Annotated in this window: 21 protein-coding genes; 18 read left to right on the top strand and 3 right to left on the bottom strand. The window is 66.9% G+C overall.

What is annotated here, in order from left to right:
- The first annotated feature begins 5 nt into the window (after positions 1-5).
- The 9 genes from murC (at position 6) to JE033_RS00205 (ending at position 7791) form a co-directional block, all read left to right on the top strand.
- Positions 6-1427, top strand: coding sequence for a UDP-N-acetylmuramate--L-alanine ligase (murC, locus tag JE033_RS00165; RefSeq protein ID WP_200328670.1), 1422 nt, complete (start codon positions 6-8; stop codon positions 1425-1427).
- Positions 1428-1549: 122 nt separating this feature from the next.
- The gene (locus JE033_RS14850) at positions 1550-2587 is read left to right on the top strand and encodes an FtsQ-type POTRA domain-containing protein (RefSeq protein WP_200328673.1); all 1038 of its coding nucleotides are present in this window, start codon (positions 1550-1552) and stop codon (positions 2585-2587) included.
- Positions 2588-2732: 145 nt separating this feature from the next.
- Entirely contained in the window at positions 2733-3965 is a 1233-nt protein-coding gene (gene ftsZ / locus JE033_RS00175; RefSeq protein ID WP_200328675.1) for a cell division protein FtsZ, read from the top strand.
- 5 nt (positions 3966-3970) lie between these two features.
- Complete coding sequence (locus JE033_RS00180; protein ID WP_200328677.1) at positions 3971-4666, top strand: YggS family pyridoxal phosphate-dependent enzyme; 696 nt, start codon at positions 3971-3973, stop codon at positions 4664-4666.
- 30 nt (positions 4667-4696) lie between these two features.
- Positions 4697-5194 carry a cell division protein SepF gene (locus tag JE033_RS00185; protein ID WP_090149362.1) on the top strand — a complete coding sequence of 166 codons (498 nt, stop codon included), beginning with the start codon at positions 4697-4699 and terminating at the stop codon, positions 5192-5194.
- Positions 5195-5196: 2 nt separating this feature from the next.
- Positions 5197-5490 carry a YggT family protein gene (locus JE033_RS00190; protein WP_200328679.1) on the top strand — a complete coding sequence of 98 codons (294 nt, stop codon included), beginning with the start codon at positions 5197-5199 and terminating at the stop codon, positions 5488-5490.
- Between the two features lie 90 nt (positions 5491-5580).
- On the top strand, positions 5581-6276 hold the full coding sequence (locus JE033_RS00195) for a DivIVA domain-containing protein (RefSeq protein WP_090149351.1): 696 nt from the start codon (positions 5581-5583) through the stop codon (positions 6274-6276).
- An 8-nt stretch (positions 6277-6284) separates the two neighbouring features.
- Entirely contained in the window at positions 6285-6887 is a 603-nt protein-coding gene (lspA, locus tag JE033_RS00200; RefSeq protein ID WP_336662115.1) for a signal peptidase II, read from the top strand.
- The gene (locus tag JE033_RS00205) at positions 6874-7791 is read left to right on the top strand and encodes an RluA family pseudouridine synthase (protein ID WP_090149345.1); all 918 of its coding nucleotides are present in this window, start codon (positions 6874-6876) and stop codon (positions 7789-7791) included. The genes lspA and JE033_RS00205 overlap by 14 nt, the downstream gene beginning before the upstream one ends.
- An 11-nt stretch (positions 7792-7802) precedes the next feature.
- On the opposite strand, the gene JE033_RS00210 is transcribed toward JE033_RS00205, so the two are convergent.
- Positions 7803-9329, bottom strand: a complete 1527-nt coding sequence (locus JE033_RS00210) for a glycosyltransferase family 2 protein (RefSeq protein ID WP_200328681.1) — start codon at positions 9327-9329, stop codon at positions 7803-7805.
- Positions 9330-9518: 189 nt separating this feature from the next.
- On the opposite strand from JE033_RS00210, the gene JE033_RS00215 reads away from it, so the two are divergent.
- From JE033_RS00215 to msrA, 4 genes are all read left to right on the top strand, one after another.
- Positions 9519-10598, top strand: coding sequence for an acyltransferase (locus JE033_RS00215; protein WP_200328683.1), 1080 nt, complete (start codon positions 9519-9521; stop codon positions 10596-10598).
- Positions 10599-10768: 170 nt separating this feature from the next.
- Positions 10769-14275 carry a DNA polymerase III subunit alpha gene (dnaE, locus tag JE033_RS00220; protein WP_234037145.1) on the top strand — a complete coding sequence of 1169 codons (3507 nt, stop codon included), beginning with the start codon at positions 10769-10771 and terminating at the stop codon, positions 14273-14275.
- A gap of 54 nt (positions 14276-14329) precedes the next feature.
- On the top strand, positions 14330-15169 hold the full coding sequence (gene nadE / locus JE033_RS00225) for an ammonia-dependent NAD(+) synthetase (protein ID WP_090149333.1): 840 nt from the start codon (positions 14330-14332) through the stop codon (positions 15167-15169).
- A complete protein-coding gene (msrA, locus tag JE033_RS00230; RefSeq protein ID WP_200328685.1) occupies positions 15166-15690 on the top strand; it encodes a peptide-methionine (S)-S-oxide reductase MsrA in 525 nt (174 codons plus the stop codon). The genes nadE and msrA overlap by 4 nt, the downstream gene beginning before the upstream one ends.
- Here the strand turns inward: msrA and ssb are convergent.
- Complete coding sequence (ssb, locus tag JE033_RS00235) at positions 15687-16220, bottom strand: single-stranded DNA-binding protein (RefSeq protein ID WP_200328687.1); 534 nt, start codon at positions 16218-16220, stop codon at positions 15687-15689. The two genes, msrA and ssb, sit on opposite strands and share 4 nt — an antisense overlap.
- A gap of 270 nt (positions 16221-16490) precedes the next feature.
- Here ssb and JE033_RS00240 point away from each other — a divergent pair, with 270 nt between their 5' ends.
- From JE033_RS00240 to JE033_RS00250, 3 genes are all read left to right on the top strand, one after another.
- Complete coding sequence (locus tag JE033_RS00240; protein ID WP_336662108.1) at positions 16491-16979, top strand: hypothetical protein; 489 nt, start codon at positions 16491-16493, stop codon at positions 16977-16979.
- An 88-nt stretch (positions 16980-17067) separates the two neighbouring features.
- A complete protein-coding gene (ettA, locus tag JE033_RS00245; protein ID WP_090149327.1) occupies positions 17068-18750 on the top strand; it encodes an energy-dependent translational throttle protein EttA in 1683 nt (560 codons plus the stop codon).
- 79 nt (positions 18751-18829) lie between these two features.
- Positions 18830-19297, top strand: a complete 468-nt coding sequence (locus JE033_RS00250) for a thioesterase family protein (RefSeq protein ID WP_200328689.1) — start codon at positions 18830-18832, stop codon at positions 19295-19297.
- Between the two features lie 22 nt (positions 19298-19319).
- Here JE033_RS00250 and JE033_RS00255 read toward each other — a convergent pair whose 3' ends face one another.
- The gene (locus JE033_RS00255) at positions 19320-20189 is read right to left on the bottom strand and encodes an acyl-CoA thioesterase II (RefSeq protein ID WP_090149318.1); all 870 of its coding nucleotides are present in this window, start codon (positions 20187-20189) and stop codon (positions 19320-19322) included.
- A gap of 103 nt (positions 20190-20292) precedes the next feature.
- On the opposite strand from JE033_RS00255, the gene JE033_RS00260 reads away from it, so the two are divergent.
- On the top strand, positions 20293-20940 hold the full coding sequence (locus JE033_RS00260; RefSeq protein WP_090149315.1) for a hypothetical protein: 648 nt from the start codon (positions 20293-20295) through the stop codon (positions 20938-20940).
- A 92-nt stretch (positions 20941-21032) separates the two neighbouring features.
- The gene (rpoZ, locus tag JE033_RS00265) at positions 21033-21320 is read left to right on the top strand and encodes a DNA-directed RNA polymerase subunit omega (RefSeq protein ID WP_090149311.1); all 288 of its coding nucleotides are present in this window, start codon (positions 21033-21035) and stop codon (positions 21318-21320) included.
- Positions 21321-21336: the final 16 nt, after the last annotated feature.

Here is a 21336-nt window from a genome sequence, read left to right on the forward strand (position 1 = left end):
GCGCCATGATCTATCCCGATCTCGAACTGGAGATCCCCGAAGACCTCGGGCAGGTCCATTTCGTCGGTATCGGCGGTTCGGGCATGAGCGGTATCGCTCGCATGATGCACCAAGCCGGTGTCACGGTCACCGGCTCTGATCGAAGCGCCAACTACTCGACGGAGGCTCTGGTCGAGCTCGGCATCCCGGTCTCCATCGGTCATGATGCGGACAACGTCGGCGATGCCGACACGCTCGTGGTCACCGGGGCGCTCTGGACGGACAATCCGGAGTACCAGCGCGCCCTCGCCCAGGGGCTCCCGGTGCTGCACCGGTCCCAGGCGCTGGCCTGGCTCGCGAGGAGCGCACGCGTCGTCGCGGTCGCCGGTGCGCACGGCAAGACGACGTCGACCGGCATGATCGTGACCGGCCTGCTCGGCGCGGGTGCGGATCCGTCGTTCGTGAACGGCGGCGTGATCGAAGCGCTCGGCGTGAGTTCCGGCACTGGCGGCGATGATCTCTTCGTGATCGAGGCGGATGAATCCGATAAGTCCTTCCTGCTCTACGACACCGCCGTCGCGCTCGTCACCAACGTCGATCCGGAGCATCTCGACTTCTACGGATCGCGGGAGGCCTTCATGCAGGCCTTCGTCAATTTCATGCGCGGCGCGCGCGAGCAGATCGTCATCTCCGCCGACGACCCGGGGGCGCGCGAAGTGCTCGCCACGCTGCAGCACCAGGGCGGGCACGCGCCGGTCCGCACGTTCGGCGAGACCCCCGGCGCCGACGTTCGCATCGTCGAGATCGATGATTCGGGCCCCGTTCGGTTCGCGGTGGAAATCGATGCGCACCGCTACGAGGCGCAGCTCGCCGTGTACGGCAAGCACAACGCCGTCAACGCGGTTGGCGCGCTCGCCGTGCTCACCGGCCTGGGGTTCGAGCCGGGCGCCGCGCTCGAGGCGATCGCCGCGTTCGGCGGCACGAAGCGCCGCTTCGAGTTCCATGCCGAGGTGCAGGGCGTGCGCGTGTACGACGACTACGCCCACCACCCCACGGAGGTCGCGGCGCTGCTCGACTCCGCCCGCGCGGTCGTCGGCGAGGGTCGCCTCATCGCGATCCACCAGCCCCACCTCTTCAGCCGCACGCGCATGTTCCATCGGGAGTTCGCCGAGGTGCTCGAGCGCGGGGCCGACCACACGGTGGTGCTCGCCGTCGACGGAGCGCGCGAGGACCCGGTCCCGGAGGTCACGGGCGCACTCGTCTCCGATGACTTCGCGGACGCGGATCGCGTGGCGTACCTGCCGGAGTGGCAGGATGCCGCGGACTACCTCGCGCGCATCGCCCGTCCGGGCGACGTCATGGTGACGATGAGCTGCGGCACGGTGTACCGCATCATTCCTCAAGTGGTTGAGGCGCTGCGCGACCGGTTCGAGCTCGAGGCCCGGTGAAGCGCCCCGGCGGTTTCGATCGGACGCCCGATCAACCGCGTCCGGAGCCGGAGCCGCCCGCCGGGCGGCCTCCGGCCGAGGTCTCAGAAGCTGCGGGGCGACTCGGGCCTCGGCTGAGCCGGGTGCCCGCGCGCGCTCACGTCCCTGAAACCGGAGTCTCGCCGACCATCGATCTGAGCGATGTGCGCGCTTCGAGACACGCGCCTCCTGAGCAGGAGGCTCCGGACTCCGCCACCCGGGCGGAGGAAGATCTCCAGGGGCGTGCTTCCGGGGCGATCGACGGTGCGCGAGCCGTTCGTCTCTCCGACGAGCACCCGACGGTCGATCTCGGATCACTGGACACCCGTGCTCGCTCCGGTCTCGATCGGTTTCGCGGAAGCGAACCGGACCCGGTGCGCGAGGCGGAGCGCCGGGTGGCAGCTGCGGCGCGCCTGCGGAAGCGGCAGGCTCGACGCGAGCGGCGACGCTTCTCGGCGGAGGCCCGCGGTCGGAGGCGCCACTGGATCATCGCGTTCGCAGCCGTCGGCGCGCTCGCCCTGTTCGTCGGTGCCGGAGTCTTCACGCCTCTGATGGCGGTGAAGACCGTCGAGGTGACCGGCGCGGAGAGCGTGAACGCCGCGGATGTGCACAGCGCACTCGAGCGGTTCGAGGGGCGGCCTCTCGCGCTGATCGACGATGCCGAGGTGCATCGCGCCCTCGAACCCTTCCCCCTGATCCAGCGCTACGCAGTGGAGCGGGTGCCGCCGCACACGCTGGTCGTGCGGATCGAAGAGCGAGTGCCCGTGATCTCGGTCGCAGGGGCCGATGGCGTCGAGCTCTACGACGCCGCCGGGGTGCTGCTCGGGGCTGCGGATGCTGCACCCGCGGGCGTGCCGGTAGGCGCAGGAGCGCTCACGGACCGGGGCTCCGCGGCCTTCCGGTCGGCGTCGCGCGCGCTCCGCGACATGCCTGCGGATCTGCGTGCGCAGATCACGAGCGCCAGCGCCTCGAGCGCTCAGGATGTGACGTTCACGCTCGCGAGCGGCATCACGGTGCTCTGGGGGGATGCCGACGAGAGCCGACGCAAGGCGGTGGTGCTGCAGGCGATGCTCGCCTCTCTCGCCGGGCAGCCGGTGACGCGAATCGATGTCTCAGCGACCGAAGCGCCCGTCTTCGAGTAGCGCGAGCGGTTTCTTTCGAGGGGCTCGCGGCGTGTCAGGCGTTGCCGCATGCTCCTGGCCCATACGGTGGTGCGCAGGAAATGTATACGGCAATACTAACTCTTAACCTCGAGTAAAGGTTGAAGGTTAGGGGCGGAGGAACCACGTGTCAGCGAACCAGAACTACCTTGCGGTGATCAAGGTCGTCGGCGTCGGCGGCGGCGGCGTGAACGCAGTCAACCGGATGATCGAGCTCGGACTGCGGGGCGTCGAGTTCATCGCCGTCAACACCGATGCGCAGGCGCTGCTCCTCAGCGATGCCGACGTCAAGCTCGACGTCGGCCGAGAGCTCACGCGCGGTCTCGGCGCCGGCGCCGATCCCGAGGTGGGGCGCCGTGCGGCCGAGGATCACGCCGAGGAGATCGAAGAGGCGCTCGCCGGTGCCGACATGGTCTTCGTCACCGCAGGCGAGGGCGGCGGCACGGGTACGGGGGCCGCCCCGGTCGTGGCTCGCATCGCGAAGTCCATCGGCGCACTCACCATCGGCGTGGTCACGCGGCCGTTCAGCTTCGAGGGCAAGCGCCGAGCTGCTCAGGCCGACTCGGGCGTGCACACGCTGCGCGAGGCCGTCGACACGCTCATCGTGGTTCCCAACGATCGTCTGCTCGACATCAGCGAGCCCGGCATCAGCATGATCGAGGCGTTCGCCGCGGCCGACCAGGTGCTCCTCGCCGGCGTGTCGGGCATCACCGACCTCATCACGACTCCGGGTCTCATCAACCTCGACTTCGCCGATGTGAAATCGGTCATGCAGGGCGCCGGTGCCGCGCTCATGGGCATCGGCTCCGCCCGCGGAGCGGATCGCGCCATCAAAGCGGCGGAGCTCGCCGTGGCCTCGCCGCTGCTCGAAGCCTCCGTCGAAGGCGCGCACGGCGTGCTGCTGTCGATCCAAGGCTCGTCGAACCTCGCCCTGAGCGAGATCTACGAGGCGTCGACGCTGGTGCAGGATGTGGTGCACCCCGAGGCGAACATCATCTTCGGAACGGTGATCGACGACACCCTCGGAGACGAGGTGCGCGTGACCGTGATCGCTGCCGGCTTCGACGATGAGACGCCGGCTCCCGTCGCCAACTCGGAGCGGGGTCGTCGCGGCAGTCACGTCGAAAGCCTCGATGAGGTCGCAGCGCCAGCAACCGCAGCAGCAGGCGGCGGCGCGGCTGCAGGCGCCGGCGCGGGGTACGCCGGATTCTCCGCGTCAGGGGATGCCGGGTCGAAGAACCCGCCGACGGGGCAGTTCGGAGAGGTGCTCTCGAATCCGCCCGTGGAGGCGCAGATCTCCGATCCCGCCTTCGACGGCGATGACGACGACGACCTCGACATTCCCGAGTTCCTGAGGTAACCCGCATGAGTGAAGCCAGCGACCGAGGCTTCCCCGGCCTGGGCGATCGTCTGCACCAGGTGCAATCAGGAATTGCGGACGCGTGCCGCGACGCCGGGCGCAGCTCGGACGAGATCGATCTCATCGTGGTGACCAAGTTCCATCCGGTCGAGCTGGTCGCGGCACTCGCCGACCTGGGCGTGCGGGACGTCGGCGAGAATCGACACCAGGAGGCTCAGGCGAAGGTCGAGCAGCTCGGGGAACTCGATCTGCGCTGGCACTTCGTCGGACAGCTCCAGACGAAGAAGGCCCGTCAAGCAGCGAGGTATGCGCATGCGATCCACTCGATCGACCGGGAGCGCCTCGTCGATGCGATCGCCGACATGGAGCGCGAGATCGAAGTCTTCATCCAGGTGAACCTCACGGAAGACCCCGCTCGCGGCGGCGCCGCTCCTGCCGAGCTCGAACGGCTCGCTGAGCACGTGCTCCGCGCACCCGCGCTGCACCTGCGCGGAGTGATGGCGGTGGCACCGCTCGAGGAGCCGGCACCGGCCGCGTTCGAACGACTGGCCGGCTATTCGGAGCGCGTGCGCGCGGTCGCGCCGGGCGCCACCGCCATCTCCGCAGGAATGACGCACGACTATCGCGAAGCCATTGCGGCGGGCGCGACACACCTCAGAATCGGAAGCGCAATCACCGGGAAACGCCCGGAGCCCCGATAGTCTCGAACCACCGCACCGTTGGGAGAAAACATGAGCAACCCGCTGAAGAAGACCATGGTGTTCCTGGGCCTCGCCGAGGAAGACCTCGACGCCCAGAACACCGAGTCGGCGCAGCCGGCGGCCCCGCGTGCTGCGCAGACCGCACCGGCACCGAAGCCGGAGGCAGCGCGGCCCCCCGCGCAGCGCGCTGCGGTCACACCGCTGCGCCGCGTCACACCGACCCGTCAGCCGTCGAGCCAGCCGATGAACGAGATCCTGACCGTGCACCCCACGGCCTACGCCGACGCCCAGGTGATCGCCGAGAGCTTCCGCGACGGCATCCCCGTCATCGTCAACGTGTCCCGCATGACCGACGGCGACGCGAAGCGGCTGATCGACTTCGCGAGCGGACTGACCATGGGGCTCAACGGACGCATCGAGCGCGTGACGAGCAAGGTGTTCCTGCTGTCGCCCGAGCACATCGAGACCGGCAGCGACCACTCGCAGAAGAACGACAGCGGATCGTTCTTCGTAGCTCCCTCGGCCTGAGCGTGGAGATCGTCGCAGCGATCGCCTTTATTCTCCGGCTGGCACTCAGGATCTTCACATTCGTGCTCTGGGCGCGCTTCATCCTCGACTGGGTCATGGTGCTCAACCGGCAATTCCGGCCGCGAGGGTTCTGGGCCGTGCTCGTGGAGCTGGTGTACACGGTGACAGACCCGCCGATCCGTATGTTCCGCAAGGTATTCCCTCCGATTCGGCTCGGCCGGGTCGCCCTCGATCTGGGTTGGTTGCTCACGATGATCTCCTGCCTGATCCTGATCGCGATCCTCTCCGCCTGGTAGCCGCGACCGGTGCACCTGCGCGAACCCGACTTTATTTGCTAGCGTTGTTCTAGACCACGGCAGTGGTCCCGAAGCGAAAGAGACGTAACGATGGCCTTGACTCCCGAAGATGTCGTGAATCAGAAGTTCACGATCACCAAGTTCCGCGACGGATACGATCTCGATCAAGTCGATGATTTCCTGGACACGATCGTCGAGGAGCTCCGTCAGCACGAGCAGGAGAAGGCGGAGCTGCGCTCGCAGATCGAAGAGCTCACCGCCAAGCTCGCAGCCGCAGAGTCGGGCACCCGCGCCACGGAGGACTCCGACTCCGACTCAGAGGGTGCAGCGTCAGAGCAGACGATCGTCGTGGAGGCTCCGGCCCCCGCGCCGCAGCAGGCCGCGCCGGCTGCGAGCCAGGCCGTCGCCGACAACACCGCCGTCCCGCAGCCGGATGCCGTGAAGTCGAGCGCGATGCTGCAGCTCGCACTCGAGCTCCACGACAAGCACGTGCACGAGGGCGAAGCCACTCGAGACAAGCTCATCTCCGAGGCTGAGGCCAAGCGCGACCAGATGATCCAGGACGCCGAGCGCACCGCGAAGCAGCTCGTCGACGAGGCGCAGAAGCAGCGCTCCGAGGAACTCCGCCAGCTCGGTGAAGAGCGCAGCGACCTCCAGTTCAAGATCAAGGATCTTCGTCAGTTCGAGAGCGAGTACCGCTCGACGCTGCGCTCGTACATCCAGTCGCAGCTGCGCGGCCTCGACGGCTCGCCCGAGCCCGCCGGCGCACCCGACGGTCTCCAGTAACCGGGAGCGTGAGCGACGCTACTGAGCCGATCGCGAGTATCGCGTCGCGGTCACGGCGTCGAGCGCTGGTGCCGCTGCTCCTCATCGGAGTGGCGGCAGCAGTGTTCGCGGCCGACCAGCTCGTCAAGAACTGGGTGGTTGCCCATCTCGTCGAAGGGCAGACCGTGCCCGTGCTCGGCGAGTTCCTGCGCTGGCACTTCGTGAGAAATCCCGGCGCGGCCTTCTCCTTCGCAACAGGCTCGACGTGGATCTTCACGATTCTCGCGGCAATCGTCGTCGTTGTGATTCTCTGGCAGATCCGACGACTCCGGTCGATCCCCTGGGGGCTCTTCCTCGGCCTGCTTCTCGGCGGCGTACTGGGAAACCTCACGGACCGGCTGACTCGTGAGCCCGGCTTCCCGCAGGGGCACGTCATCGATTTCATATCGACCCCCTGGATGTGGCTGGGGTTCAACGAGGCGATCTACAACATCGCCGATATCGCGATCGTGTCGGGAATGGTGCTCTTCGTGATCATTTCGCTCCTCGGAGTGAACATCGACGGAAGTCCCCGCCTTCGCGGGCGGGCCGCGGCCGATCAGACGTCGGAGGAGACCGATGGAGCAGCGTAGCCTTCCGGTTCCGGATGGTCTGGCGGGTGATCGCGTCGATGCGGCGCTCGCGAAACTCCTCGGCTTCTCCCGCAGTTTCGCCGCGGAGATCGCAAACGGGGGAGGCGTCCAGCTCGACGGGCGCGAACTCGGCAAATCCGATCGTCTGACGGCCGGCGGCTGGCTCGAGGTCAGCTGGGAGGAGAAGCGAGGGCCAGAAGTGGTTCCCGTCGTGCTTCCCGACCTCGGCATCGTGCACGATGACGACGACATCGTGGTGGTCGACAAACCAGCGGGAGTCGCGGCTCATCCCTCGCTCGGCTGGCAAGGGCCAACGGTGGTCGGCGCACTCGCGGGGGCCGGCTATCGCATCGCCACCTCCGGTCCGGCGGAGCGCCAGGGTGTCGTGCACCGCCTCGACGCCGGAACGAGTGGTCTGATGGTGGTGGCGAAGAGCGAGCGCGCCTACAGCGAGCTGAAACGCGCCTTCAAAGAGCGCGAAGTGGAGAAGATCTACCACGCCGTGGTGCAAGGGCACCCCGATCCGTTCGCGGGCACGATCGAGGGGCCCATCGGCCGGCATCCTGGCCACGAGTGGAAGTTCGCCGTGACGCGCGACGGGAAGCCGTCGGTCACGCACTACGAGACGATCGAAGCGTTCCCCTACGCGAGCCTGCTCGAGATTCGGCTCGAGACAGGACGCACCCATCAGATCCGAGTGCATATGTCGGCGCAGCGGCACCCGTGCGTCGGCGACAGCATGTACGGTGCCGACCCGACGCTCTCAGCCCGTCTGCAGCTGAGCCGGCAGTGGCTCCACGCCAAGCGACTCGGTTTCAGGCATCCGGGAACCGGCGAGCCCGTGCAGTTCGAAAGCGCTTACCCCGCCGATCTCCAGCGCGCACTCGACGCGCTGGAGGGCTGAGCCAGGTCGGGTCACCCCCGACCGGGCACCTGCAGACTGAAGTTGCCTCGATTCGTCGCGTACGCGCGAATACCGTCGACCCGACGGTCCAGCGCGGGCGGCGCGGTCACTCGGCAGCGGTCGCCGCTCACTCGATGCGGGCCGGAGAGCACCGTCCACGCGTCGACGCGTTCTCCTCGGTATCGCCGCAGGAGGTCATGCGGAAGCACGAATCGGTACCGCGGCTCGCGCGCGCGGTACGTCCCCTCGGCGGTTCGCGGCTCGGGAGGCGTCAGTCTTCCGGGCACGGCCGTGGCGCGGCCACGCTTGCGCCCGGAGAGGAGCAGCATGGCGTGCGGCCGATTCCACAGCAGGAATCGCGCGGCGAGCCGGCTCGTTCCCCGCACGAGGCGGCGGGTGACGAGCGGGCGCACCAGGCGGTAGAGGCGATCCGCGACGCGCACGCGGAGGCCTGATCCTGCCGCTCCTGCAGGTGCCTCGTCATGGTCCAGCCGAACCGTGACCGTGACCTCGATCCCACCAGGCAAGGCACGGACGCCCGATACGAGCGCGGTGTGCTCGAGCATCGCGGCAGCCCGGATCAGTCGGTCGAGTCCTTCGACGTCACCGTCTCGGATCAGCTCCACTTTGCGGCGATCCGTCGGGTGCGTCACCTGCGCATCCGTGGAGGGCGGCAAGAGGTCGCGCAAGAACTCGCGATGCAGCGCCACCCAGTGAGCGCGCCGACCCTCGTCCATCGCGAGCCAGCGTTTCGGCGCGTAGAAGCGGAGACCTTTCCTGCCGAAGAACTGACGCACCAGCGCACGCGCATCATCGGGGTCGGCGACTCCTTCGATGAGGGTTTCTGCGATCCTGCGGCACGACGAGACGTAATTGTCAGGATCGATGCTCTGGCTCGAGATGTTCCGCCCGTCGTCGCGCAGGGCGATGAAGTACAGGGGCGAGTCCCCGCAGAACATGATGCGCCGAGCCTCGACATAGGCGCGAGTGACGAAGATCCCGTCTTCGAGGCGAACGCGGCCCTCGGGGAAGCGCAATTCGAGCCGCTCGAGCATCTCGCGACGGAACAGCTTCTGGGGCGAAAGCGTCTCCATGGCTCTGGCGAGCTCGATCGGCCCTTCGGGATGCCGCTCGAACAGCGCCTGGACGTGGCGCCCGCCGGTGCCCTCGAATCGTGGAATGACGATGTCGGCGTCGTGCGCATCGGCCTGGGCGACCATTCGCGCGAGCGCATCGGGCGACATGGTGTCATCGGCGTCCATGAACAGGACGTACCTGCCGCGTGCTCGCTCGAGGCCGCGGTTGCGCGGCATTCCCGGCCACCCGCTGTTGGGCTGATGCACGACCGTGATGCGCGAGTCAGCCGCAGCGTACCGGTCGAGCTCGGTTTCAGAGCCGTCCGTCGACCCGTCATCGATGGCGATGATCTCGAACGACTCGAGTTCCTGCGCCAGGAGGGAGTCGAGCGTTCCGGTGAGGTACGGCATCGAGTTGTACACGGGGATCACGACGCTCGCGGTGGGCGCGGTCTCGGTCACATTCTCTCCTCGAATTCGGGTGCGCAGGACGGGCCGGGATACGCGGGACGATCGCGCCGCGTCTCTGGTTCACCCTACTCCCGCTCGCCGTCGAGGAACCTGTCGGCCGGGCGCTCCGTGCGCGGCGCAGCATTCCCCCGATCGATTCCTGCGACCCCGGCCGAGCCGGCTTTGTTATCGTGGGTGGGCATGAGACGGCAAACGGGGAACGGTGCGCCTTCGACGCGCTCGGCCTCGAACCGCATCGAGTACTTCGACGTGCTCCGCTGCGTCGCGATCATCGCGGTCGTCATGATCCACGCCGCGATCACGGAGTGGCACGCCATTCCGCCCGATTCGGCCCGCTGGGAGCAGTTGACCTGGATCAACAGCGCACTGCGCTTCTCCGTGCCGATCTTCTTCATGATCTCGGGGGCGCTGTTCCTCGATCCGGAGAAACGGGTATCGCGCCGTTCGCTCTTCAGGCGACGCATTCCCCGACTGCTCATCGCCTATGCGGTGTGGTCGACAGCGTACGCCGCCCTCGGCGTATACGGTCCCGGCGGCGACGGCGACGCGACCGACTTCCTGCGCGCCGCAGTCACCGGGCACTTCCATCTCTGGTTCCTGCTGGCCCTGCTCGGGTTGAACCTCGGAACGCCGATTCTGCGCACCGTCGTCGAGGACCGCCGTGTCGCCTGGTACTTCGTCGCGCTCGCCATCCCCTTCGCCGGCGTGCTTCCGCTGCTCACGGGAATCCCGGTCGCCGGAGAGATGCTCGCCGACGTGCTCGGCTCCATGCGATTCGATCTCGTGCTCGGCTACGCGGGGTACTTCGTCCTCGGGTACCTGCTGCACACGACGACGCTCCGCGGTCGAGCGCTCGCGGTGTGGGGGTGTCTCGCGGTCGCGGGCATCGCCGTCACCATCGTCGGTACGAGCGGCGTCTCCCGCGCCGCCGGCGAGACGGACGAGCGGTTCTTCGACTTCACGACGCTCAATGTCGCGGTCGTCTCGGTCGCCGTGTTCGCCGCTGCGAAGGCCTGGGGCGATTCGCATCGGATCTCCGCTCGCTGGGATCGGGTCGTCTCGCTCGTCGCCGGTGCGTCATTCGGCATCTACCTCGTGCATCCGTTCTTCTTGTGGCTGCTGCGCAGGTTCGGCGTCACCACCGAGATCGCGCCCCCGCTGGTCGGAGTCGTCGCGGTCACCGTGCTCGCCTTCGTGCTGAGTCTCGGTGCGTCGATGCTCCTGCGCACCGTTCCGCGTCTGCGCGGGGTGCTCGCCTGAAGCCGTCGCCGCGCGTTCGACACGGGACGGAGCTGGCGGAGGCCGGTGCCGCGCCCGGCGGCGGGGAATCATCGGCGTGCGAGGGGTACGCTTGATGAGCGGCGAAAGGGGCTCTATCCGTGTCTGATTCCGACGGTTTCGTTCATCTGCATGTGCACAGCGAGTATTCGATGCTCGACGGTGCAGCGCGCGTCGGCCCGCTCATGGAAGCGGCAGCCGCTCAGAACATGCCCGCGATCGCGGTCACCGACCACGGCAACACCTTCGGCGCCTTCGATTTCTGGAAGCAGGCGAAGGACCACGGCCTCAACCCGATCATCGGCATCGAGGCGTACCTGACCCCGGGCACGCATCGTTCGGACAAGACCCGCGTGCGCTGGGGCGACGGCGGTGGCGACGACGTCTCGGGGTCGGGTGCGTACACGCACATGACCATGCTCTCCGAGACGACGCAGGGCATGCACAATCTGTTCCGCCTGTCGAGCTACGCCTCGCTCGAGGGGTACTACTTCAAGCCCCGGATGGACCGCGAACTGCTGCAGACCTACGGCGCGGGGCTGATCACGACGACGGGCTGCCCGTCGGGGGAGATCCAGACGCGCCTGCGGCTCGGGCAGTACCAGGAGGCCCGGCAGGCAGCGGCGGAGTTCCAGGACATCTTCGGCAAGGAGAACTTCTTCTGCGAGCTGATGGATCATGGTCTCGAGATCGAGCGCCGGGTGCAGACCGACCTCGTGAAGATCGCTCGCGACCTGTCGATTCCGCTGGTCGCGACGAACGATCTGCACTACGTGCACGAAGCGGATGCGGAGGCGCATTCCGCGCTGCTGTGCGTGCAGTCCGGGTCCCGCTTGGACGACCCCAATCGCTTCCAGTTCAACGGGTCCGGCTACTACCTGAAGACCGCCGCAGAGATGCGCCACATCTTCCGGGATTTCCCCGAAGCGTGCGACAACACCCTGCTGATCGCTGAGCGGTGCAACGTCGAGTTCAACACGTCGGCCAACTACATGCCGCGGTACCCGGTGCCCGAGGGTGAAACCGAGGACAGCTGGTTCGTGAAAGAGGTGGAGGCCGGGCTCCAGTACCGGTACCCATCGGGCATCCCCGACGCGGTGCGCAAGCAGGCCGAGTACGAGATCGGCGTCATCACGCAGATGGGCTTTCCCGGCTACTTCCTCGTCGTCGCAGACTTCATCAACTGGTCCAAGGACAATGGCATTCGCGTCGGGCCGGGACGAGGCTCCGGCGCCGGATCGATGGTCGCCTACGCGATGCGCATCACCGACCTCGACCCGCTCCAGCACGGCCTCATCTTCGAGCGGTTCCTCAACCCAGACCGCGTCTCCATGCCCGACTTCGACGTCGACTTCGATGATCGCCGTCGCGGTGAGGTGATCAGGTACGTGACGGAGAAGTACGGCGATGAGCGCGTCGCGCAGATCGTCACCTACGGCACCATCAAGTCGAAGCAGGCGCTGAAAGACGCGTCGCGCGTTCTCGGTTTCCCGTTCGGCATGGGGGAGAAGCTCACGAAGGCGATGCCGCCTGCGGTGATGGCGAAGGACATTCCGCTGTCGGGCATCACCGATGACAAGCATCCCCGGTACAAGGAGGCCGCGGAATTCCGTGCCGTGCTGCAGGAGGATCCCGACGCGAAGACCGTGTACGACACGGCACTCGGTCTCGAGGGCTTGAAGCGCCAGTGGGGTGTGCACGCCGCGGGCGTCATCATGTCGAGCGATCCGCTCATCGATATCATCCCGCTGCAGAAGCGCGAGCAGGACGGTCAGATCGTCACGCAGTTCGACTATCCGACGTGCGAGGGCCTCGGCCTCATCAAGATGGACTTCCTGGGCCTGCGCAACCTGACGATCATCTCCGACGCGCTCGAGAACATTCGGTTGAACCGGGGCGAAGAGCTCGACCTCGAGCGGCTCGAACTCGACGACTCCGACTCTTACGAGTTGCTCGCGCGCGGCGACACGCTCGGCGTCTTCCAGCTCGACGGCGGCCCCATGCGCGGACTTCTGCGGCTCATGAAGCCCGACAACTTCGAAGACATCTCGGCAGTGCTCGCGCTGTACCGCCCCGGCCCGATGGGCGCGGATTCGCACACCAACTACGCGCTGCGCAAGAACGGCTTGCAGCCGATCACCCCCATTCACCCGGAGCTGGAAGAGCCGCTCCAGGAGATCCTCTCCACCACCTACGGGCTCATCATCTACCAGGAGCAGGTGATGTCGATCGCCCAGCGCGTCGCAGGGTTCTCGCTCGGCCAGGCCGACATTCTGCGCCGCGCCATGGGCAAGAAGAAGAAGTCCGAGCTCGACAAGCAGTACGCCGGCTTCTCCGGCGGGATGAAAGACCGCGGCTACTCCGATGCGGCGATCAAATCGCTCTGGGACATCCTGCTCCCGTTCTCGGACTACGCGTTCAATAAGGCGCACTCCGCCGCGTACGGGGTCGTGAGCTACTGGACCGCGTACCTGAAAGCGCACTACCCGGCTGAGTACATGGCGGCGCTGCTGACGAGCGTGGGGGATTCCAAGGACAAGCTCGCGATCTACCTGAACGAGTGTCGGCGCATGGGCATCAAGGTGCTGCCCCCGGCGGTCAACGAGTCGTTCGCGAACTTCTCCGCGGTGGGATCCGACATCAGGTTCGGTCTCGGGGCCATCCGCAACGTCGGCACGCACGTGGTCGACGCGGTGCGCGAGGCTCGGGAGTCGAAGGGGCGCTTCGAGTCCTTCCACGATTACCTCAAGAAGGTGTCGCTCACGGCGCTCAACAAGCGCACCACGGAGTCGCTGATCAAGGCGGGGGCGTTCGACGGGCTGGGAGGAACTCGGCGGGCTCTCGTCGAGATTCACGAGCCGGCGATCGAAAGCGCGGTGAAGGAGAAGCGCGACGCGGAGAACGGGAACGTCGGGTTCGACTTCGACAGTCTCTTCGCCGAAGCGGCGGAGGCGCAGGGTGATTCCTCCGAGACCGTGTCGCAGGTCCCCGACCGACCCGAGTGGACGAAGAAGGACAAGCTCTCGTTCGAGCGCGAGATGCTGGGACTCTACGTGTCCGATCATCCGCTGCGCGGACTCGATGCGGCGCTGGCGAAGGAGGCCAGCGCGACTGTGCAGCAGATCACCAACCCGGACGCCAGCCCCAGCTTCGACGGCGAGATCGTCACGGTCGCGGGTCTCCTCACGAGCGTGCAGCATCGCACGGCGAAATCGGGCAACCTCTACGGGATGGTCACGATCGAGGATTTCACCGGTGAAGTGCAGGCGCTCTTCATGGGCAAGTCGTACCAGGAGTTCGGCAGCATGCTGCAGCCCGACAGCGTTGTGGCGCTTCGAGGCAAGTTGAATGCGCGCGACGACGGGATGTCGATGCACGCGTACGGCGTGAAGCCCATCGACGTCTCAGCGCAGGAGGATGCCTCGACGCTGACGCTGACCTTCTCCGACGCTCGCGCGACGGAGAAACTCATGGACGAGCTGAAGGACACGCTGCTGCGTCATCGCGGGGAGAGCGAGGTGCGCATCAACCTGATGACGTCCACCGCGATCCGGGTGTTCGAGCTGCCGCAACAGGTGCGCATCACCGCTGATCTCTTCGGCGAACTGAAGGGATTGCTCGGGCCGCGGTGTCTCTTGCCGGTCGAGGATCTCGTCTGATTCGGAGGCGACTCTTGTAACCCTTCTGCAACGGTCGCGGAGTAGGGTGGGCGTATGAGTGAGACGCAGCAGCAGATCATCCGTGCCCTCGATGTCAGTGCCGATGTCGTTCCTGCCGAGGAAGTCGAGCGTCGAATCGAATTTCTCGTGGCGTACGCGCGCTCGGTGCCGGGCGTTCGCGGGTATGTGCTCGGAATCTCCGGCGGGCAGGACTCCTCGCTCGCCGGCCGGCTGGCCCAGCTCGCGGTGGAGCGGCTCCGCGCCGAGGGGAGGGACGCGACCTTCGTGGCCGTCCGCTTGCCGCACGGGGTGCAGCACGACGAGGACGATGCGCAGCTCGCACTGTCGTTCATCGAGCCCGACGAATCGCTGACGGTGGATATCGCCCCGGCGACCACCGCGCTGGCCGATGCGGTCGCGGCGGCCGGGCTGTCGATCACCGACTTCAACCGCGGGAACGTGAAAGCGCGGATGCGCATGACGGCCCAGTACGCCATCGCGGGGGATCGGGGCTTGCTCGTCATCGGAACGGACCACGCTGCGGAGGCGGTGACCGGTTTCTACACGAAATTCGGAGACGGCGCGGCCGACGTGGTGCCTCTCGGGGGCCTCACGAAGAGCCAGGGTGCCGCGATGCTGCGCGAACTCGGCGCGCCCGAGCGGCTGTGGAAGAAGACTCCGACAGCAGACCTTCTCGATGATGAGCCGGGCCAGTCAGACGAATCGAGTCTCGGGGTGACCTACCGGGAGATCGATGACTACCTGACCGGGAACAGTGTGGCTCCTGCGGCTGTTGAGAATCTCGAGCGCCGATACCGGTCGACCGAGCATAAGCGACGGCTTCCCGTCGCCCCCGGCGACGACTGGTGGGTATCGGCAGGAGGAGAATCATGACGACGACATACGTGCTCGCAGGGGGATGCTTCTGGTGCCTGGACGCGGCCTACCGCGCACTCAACGGAGTGACGGAGGTCGTCTCCTGCTACACCGGAGGCGATACAGCGCAGCCGAATTACGAGCAGGTCTGCACGGGGACCACAGGCCATGCCGAGGCGGTGGCGGTGACCTTCGATCCGGAGACGATTCCGTCGGAAGTCATCCTCGATGCGTTCTTCACGATGCACGACCCGACGCAGCTCAACCGGCAGGGCAACGATGTGGGAACCCAGTACCGCTCGGCGATGTTCCCAGCCGATGACGAGCAGCGCGAGGCGTTCGAGGTCGCCCGAGCGCGCGCGGGCGACCTCTGGCCAGGAGACGTCGTGACGACGATCGAGCCGCTCGGCGAGGTCTTCCCCGCGGAGGAGTACCATCAGGACTTCTTCGCGAAGAACCCGACCCAGGGGTACTGCCTGGCCGTAGCGGTGCCCAAGGTGAACAAGGTGCGAGCCTCGTTCTCGCAGTACTTGCGTTAGGCGGCGGCGGGCAGCAGGCCGCCATCCGCTGAGGGAGTCTCGGCACCGTCGTGGGTGTCGAGGCTTTCTCTCGTCTGGGCATCTGCCGTCTCCTCGGGCCACCCCTGGGGCGGAGGCGCATCATCCGTCGACTCCGCGAACGAGTGCTGGCTCATCGCCGAGTCGGATTCCGAAACCGTCTGCCTGGTGAACGCCGTCACACCCCAGCGCAGGTCGTGTCCGATCGCTTCCGCTTCGATCTCCACCGACGTGCCGGACTTCTCGTCCGACTCCCAACTCCGGATGCGCAGCCGCCCGTGCACGATCACCCGTTCCCCTTTCGCGAACGACGCCCCGGCGTGCTCGGCGAGACTGCGGAACGCGTTGACGGAGAACCAGTTGGTCTCGCCGTCGACCCAGCTGTTCCGCTCGCGGTCGAATCTGCGGTCGGTGCTGGCGAGACGGAACGAGCAGAACGATGCTCGACCCGGCGAGGTGGTGGTGCGAGGGTCGGTGGCGATCGTCCCGACGACGGTGACAGTGGTGGACATGGTGCGCTCCTTCGGTGAGGCCTGAACGGCGATGCAGACGAGTGAACGGGCGGACCGTGCCGTGCGGAGTCCGATCCGCCCGTTCGCCTCCAGCCTGGGACCTGAGAGCACACGGACCGGGACGCCCATGAGCTTCTGTGGAACGCTTCTTCGTTTCGCGTCGAAGCGCGAGTTGTGAGCGAAGGTCGGTGGCCACTGGGGCACCCGCGCTGCCCGCCGCTTCCGGGGAATCGCCAGTATCGGCGCGATGTCGTTGCGTACACTGGGCGGGTGCCTGCTGCTCTGACGCCCCGTCGCCGTTCCGCTGTTCTCGCATCCATCGCGCTCGGTCTCAGCGCTGCATTGCTGTCCGGTTGCGCGCTGCTCGAAGGTCCGCAACCGGAAACGCCCGAGCGCACCGAAACGGCTGCTCCCGAGACGCCGCCCGAGTTCTTCCCGGAAGGCAGCGCGGAAGACAACCTGCCGTACTTCACGGAGGTGCTGCGTACCTTCAGCTCGGGGGAGGAGCCGGTGCAGGGCGCTCCGATCGTGCAGGCCGTCGCAGACGCCGGGTTCGATCGCACCGCGATGCAGGTGAGCTTCGATCAGAGCAAGACCAGCCTTCCGGCGGACAATATCTTCGTCTCGGTGCGCATCGGGTCGGATTGCCTCATCGGGCAGGTCATCGCTGCGGATCGCAGCTTCGTCGCGAAGAACGAACCGGCGGTCGGCCCCGCCGGCGACATCTGCTTGATCGGGCAAACGGCGCCGATCGGCTAAGCGGCGCTCCTGGCGGTAGAGTGGTGGCGATCCGCAACCCATCATTCCAATAAGGGAGTTCGGGGCGCCTCTGCGCCCGAGTGTGTATATGGCTGAGTACATTTACCAAATGGTTCGCGCGCGCAAGGCGCACGGCGACAAGGTGATTCTCGACGACGTCACGATGGCGTTCCTTCCGGGCGCGAAGATCGGTGTGGTCGGGCCGAATGGCGCCGGCAAGTCGACGATCCTGAAGATCATGGCCGGTCTCGACACCCCGTCGAACGGCGAGGCGCTGCTGACCCCGGGGTATTCCGTGGGCATCCTGATGCAGGAGCCGGAGCTCGATGAGAACGCGACGGTGCTCGCGAACGTGCAGCAGGGCGTCTCCGAGATCAAGGGAAAGCTCGACCGCTTCAACGAGATCTCGCTCGAGATGGCCGATCCCGACGCGGACTACGACAAGCTGCTCCCCGAGATGGGCGAACTGCAGGAGGCCATCGACGCCGTCGACGGCTGGGACCTCGACAACCAGCTCGAACAGGCGATGGACGCCTTGCGCTGCCCGCCGCAGGACGCCATCGTCTCGCACCTCTCGGGCGGCGAGAAGCGCCGTGTCGCGCTCTGCAAGCTCCTGCTCGAGAAGCCCGATCTGCTGCTCCTCGACGAGCCGACGAACCACCTCGACGCGGAGAGCGTGCTCTGGCTCGAGCAGCACCTTGCGAAGTACCCCGGTGCGGTCATGGCCGTGACCCACGATCGCTACTTCCTCGATCATGTCGCGACGTGGATCTGCGAGGTCGACCGCGGCCGCCTCTACGCCTACGAGGGCAACTACTCGATGTACCTCGAGCAGAAGGCCACTCGCCTCGAGGTCCAGGGCAAGAAGGATCAGAAGCTGCAGAAGCGCCTCAAAGAGGAGCTCGAGTGGGTGCGCACGAACGCCAAGGGTCGGCAGGCGAAGTCGAAGGCGCGTCTGGCGCGCTACGAGGAGATGGCGACTGAGGCGGAGCGCACGCGCAAGCTCGATTTCGAGGAGATCCAGATCCCGGCGGGCCCGCGTCTCGGCAGCATCGTGCTGGAGGCCAAGGATCTGAACAAGGGGTTCGACGGCCGCACGCTGATCGATGGTCTCTCGTTCTCGCTTCCGCGCAACGGCATCGTCGGCATCATCGGCCCCAACGGCGTCGGCAAGACCACGCTCTTCAAGACCATCGTGGGCATCGAACCGCTCGACGGCGGGGAGCTGAAGATCGGCGACACGGTCAAGTTGAGCTACGTCGACCAGTCGCGCGGCGGCATCGACCCGAAGAAGACCGTCTGGGAGGTCGTCTCCGACGGGCTCGACTACATGAAGGTGGGCAACGTCGAGATCCCCTCGCGAGCCTACGTCTCGACCTTCGGCTTCAAAGGGCCGGATCAGCAGAAGCCGGCCGGCGTGCTGTCGGGCGGCGAACGCAACCGCCTCAACCTCGCACTCACGCTGAAACAGGGCGGCAACCTGCTGCTGCTCGACGAGCCGACCAACGACTTGGACGTCGAGACGCTCTCGAGTCTCGAGAACGCTCTGCTCGAATTCCCCGGCTGCGCCGTGGTCATCACGCACGACCGCTGGTTCTTGGATCGCATCGCGACGCATATCCTCGCGTACGAGGGCACTGAGGATCAGCCGGCGAACTGGTACTGGTACGAGGGGAACTTCGAAGCGTACGAGGCCAACAAGGTCGAGCGCCTGGGAGCGGATGCTGCGAAGCCCTCTCGCGTCACCTACCGCAAACTCACGCGCGACTAGTCGGGGACGGGGCGCGCCTCGCGCACTGAGGCGCGCCCCGTGCCGATCACGCGGTTCTGGCGAGACGAGAGGATTCGCAATGGCACGCGCCCACATCGACATGGAGCTGCGCTGGGGCGATCAGGATGCGTACGGGCACGTGAACAATGTGGCCTTCGCGCGCTTTCTCGAGGAAGCACGCGTGCGCACGTTCTGGCTCGGCTCCGGCCGCGAACGGACCGGCATGGAGCGGCACTTCCGCAGTGACGACCCGTCCGGACCGAAGATGCTGGTCGCGAGTCAGCAGATCGAGTATCTTCGCGTGCTCGAATACTCGGATCGGCCGATCCTCGTGGAGCTCTGGATCGGAAAGCTCGGCGGCTCGAGCCTCGAGGTGCACTACGAGATCGTCGACGGCGCGGCGAGCGGGCGTTCGGTCGTCGCCCGGGCGGTCTCTCACATTGTGATCGTCGACGGCGAGACGCTGCGGCCGATCCGGCTCTCGGACGCCGGGCGCGCTTCGGTGGCGGCGTGGATGGACGCGCCGCTGGAGCTGCGCCGCCCCTGAATGCGGCTCCGTTCCCCGCCGGTCAGCGCTGGCTCGGGAGGCGCATCATGCTCTCCTGCGCGACCGAGGCGACGTGCACGCCGTCGCGATCGAAGAAGCGGCCGTTGGCCAGGCCTCGGCCGCCCTGGGAGGTGGGGGCGTCGAGCTCGTAGAGCAACCATTCGTCGACCCGGAACGGCCGGTGGAACCACATCGCGTGATCGAGACTCGCGGCGCGCATCCCGGGAGTGGCCCAGGGGAGACCGTGCCGTCGCGCCACCGGTTCGAGCAGCAGGTAGTCGCTGCCGAATGCGAGTGCGGCGGCGTTGAGGAGCGGAGACGCCTCGAACGGCTCACGGCTGCGCATCCACACGCGTTGCCTGGAGGTGCGTTCAGCGACCTCGAGGATGATGTCGGACTCCACGTATCGGAAGTCGAAGGGGCGATCGAGCACCCAGGATGCGCGGCCGTTGCCGGAGAGGTGGCCGTACTTCTCCCACACGGTCGGGAGCGATTCCGGGTCGGGGAGCCCGCTGAGATCGATCTGCTCCTGATGCTCCAGCCCGGGGTCTTCGGTTTGGAAGGACGCGATCATCGACATCCGAGCCTCACCGTGCTGGTACGCCTGCACCCGACGCGTCGAGAACGAGCGTCCGTCGTGGAGGCGATCCACCTCGAACGTCATGCGCGCGTCGGCGTCGCCGGGCCTGAGGAAGTACCCGTGCATGGAGTGGATCTCGCGGTCGTTCGGCACTGTTCGGCCAGCGGCCGCGATCGCCTGGCCGAGCACCTGGCCGCCGAACGAACGGCCGTGCGGCGTGGGGAGCGGAGGGCCCGTGAGGATGTCCTCTCGCGTGCGCGCTCCGGAGTCGAGCACGGTCAGCATGTCCATGAGCCCTTGCGTCGCGGTCATTGATCCTCCGTTGTCAGCACGCGGGAAACGTTGAAACCAGTCTATGCGCGGCGGGGCCCCGGCCCGCTCCGCGTCCCGTGGCAGCCCACTAGACTCTGGCCGTATGCCCGAGACGATGCAGCTTTCCGACGCCGCCACACGCGACGACCTGCGGATATTCCTGGAACGCCTGCTGCGCGCGGGGCAGCCCGATGTGCGCATGACCTCCCGCGGTGCGGCGCTGGCGGTCTACGGATGCACGCAAGCGCCGCGCGGCATCACCGATACCGTGCCCGTCGTGCTCGTCATGCGCGCGTTCGCGCTGAGCGACGCGCCGGGGACGCCGGTCGACGTCACCGTGCCCGGCCGGGCTCTGCTCGACCGGATCGCCCGGATGGGATTCGCGGGACGCGAGCTGGAGATCCCCGTGTCGAGTCCGATGGCGGCATGGGCCGGTGTGCTGCCGCCCGCCGCCGGGTGGACCGCCGCCGGCGTGCTGGATGCTGCGTCGCTGAGTGCGGTCGCGGAGGAGGGGATCGGCCGCGTGGCGGCCTCGCTCCCGGCAGACCCGGGCGAGGCCGTCGTTCACCGTGTGCGCGCTTCGGTCTGGGGGCTGGAGGTCGCCCCCGGCATCCCGGCGGCCGCGGCCTTCGCTGCCGAGGCGATGGGTTTCTTGACGGGTGCTGACACCGCGGATGTCTCCCGATCACTGACGTGGATTCGCGTGTCCACGCCGCGCGGCCATGTCCTCGTCCGCTCGCTCATCGGGTAGTCGACCCGTGGAGTCGGGGCGATCCAGTCGTCCGACCAGCGGAGTCGGCATTCCTCAGGTAGGATAGGACGGTCAACTAGAGGAGTGTGTACATGGCCAATCCCAACGGCATCATCGACCCGCCCATCGACGATCTGCTCGAGAAGGTCGATTCGAAGTACGCCTTGGTGGTCTTCGCCTCGCAGCGTGCGCGGCAGATCAACGATTACTACACGGATCTGCACGACGGCAATCTGTTCGACAACGTCGGCCCGCTGGTCGACTCGTCGGTGGACGACAAGCCGCTTTCGATCGCGCTGCACGAGATCGTCGAGGGCAAGCTCACGATGACGCGTCGCGCCGAAGAGGCCGCTGCGTCCGACGAGCTCGAAGAAGCGTAATCTTCAGCTGCATTCG

This window comes from Leucobacter sp. L43, from assembly GCF_016597785.1.
Classification (GTDB): Bacteria; Actinomycetota; Actinomycetes; order Actinomycetales; family Microbacteriaceae; genus Leucobacter; species Leucobacter alluvii.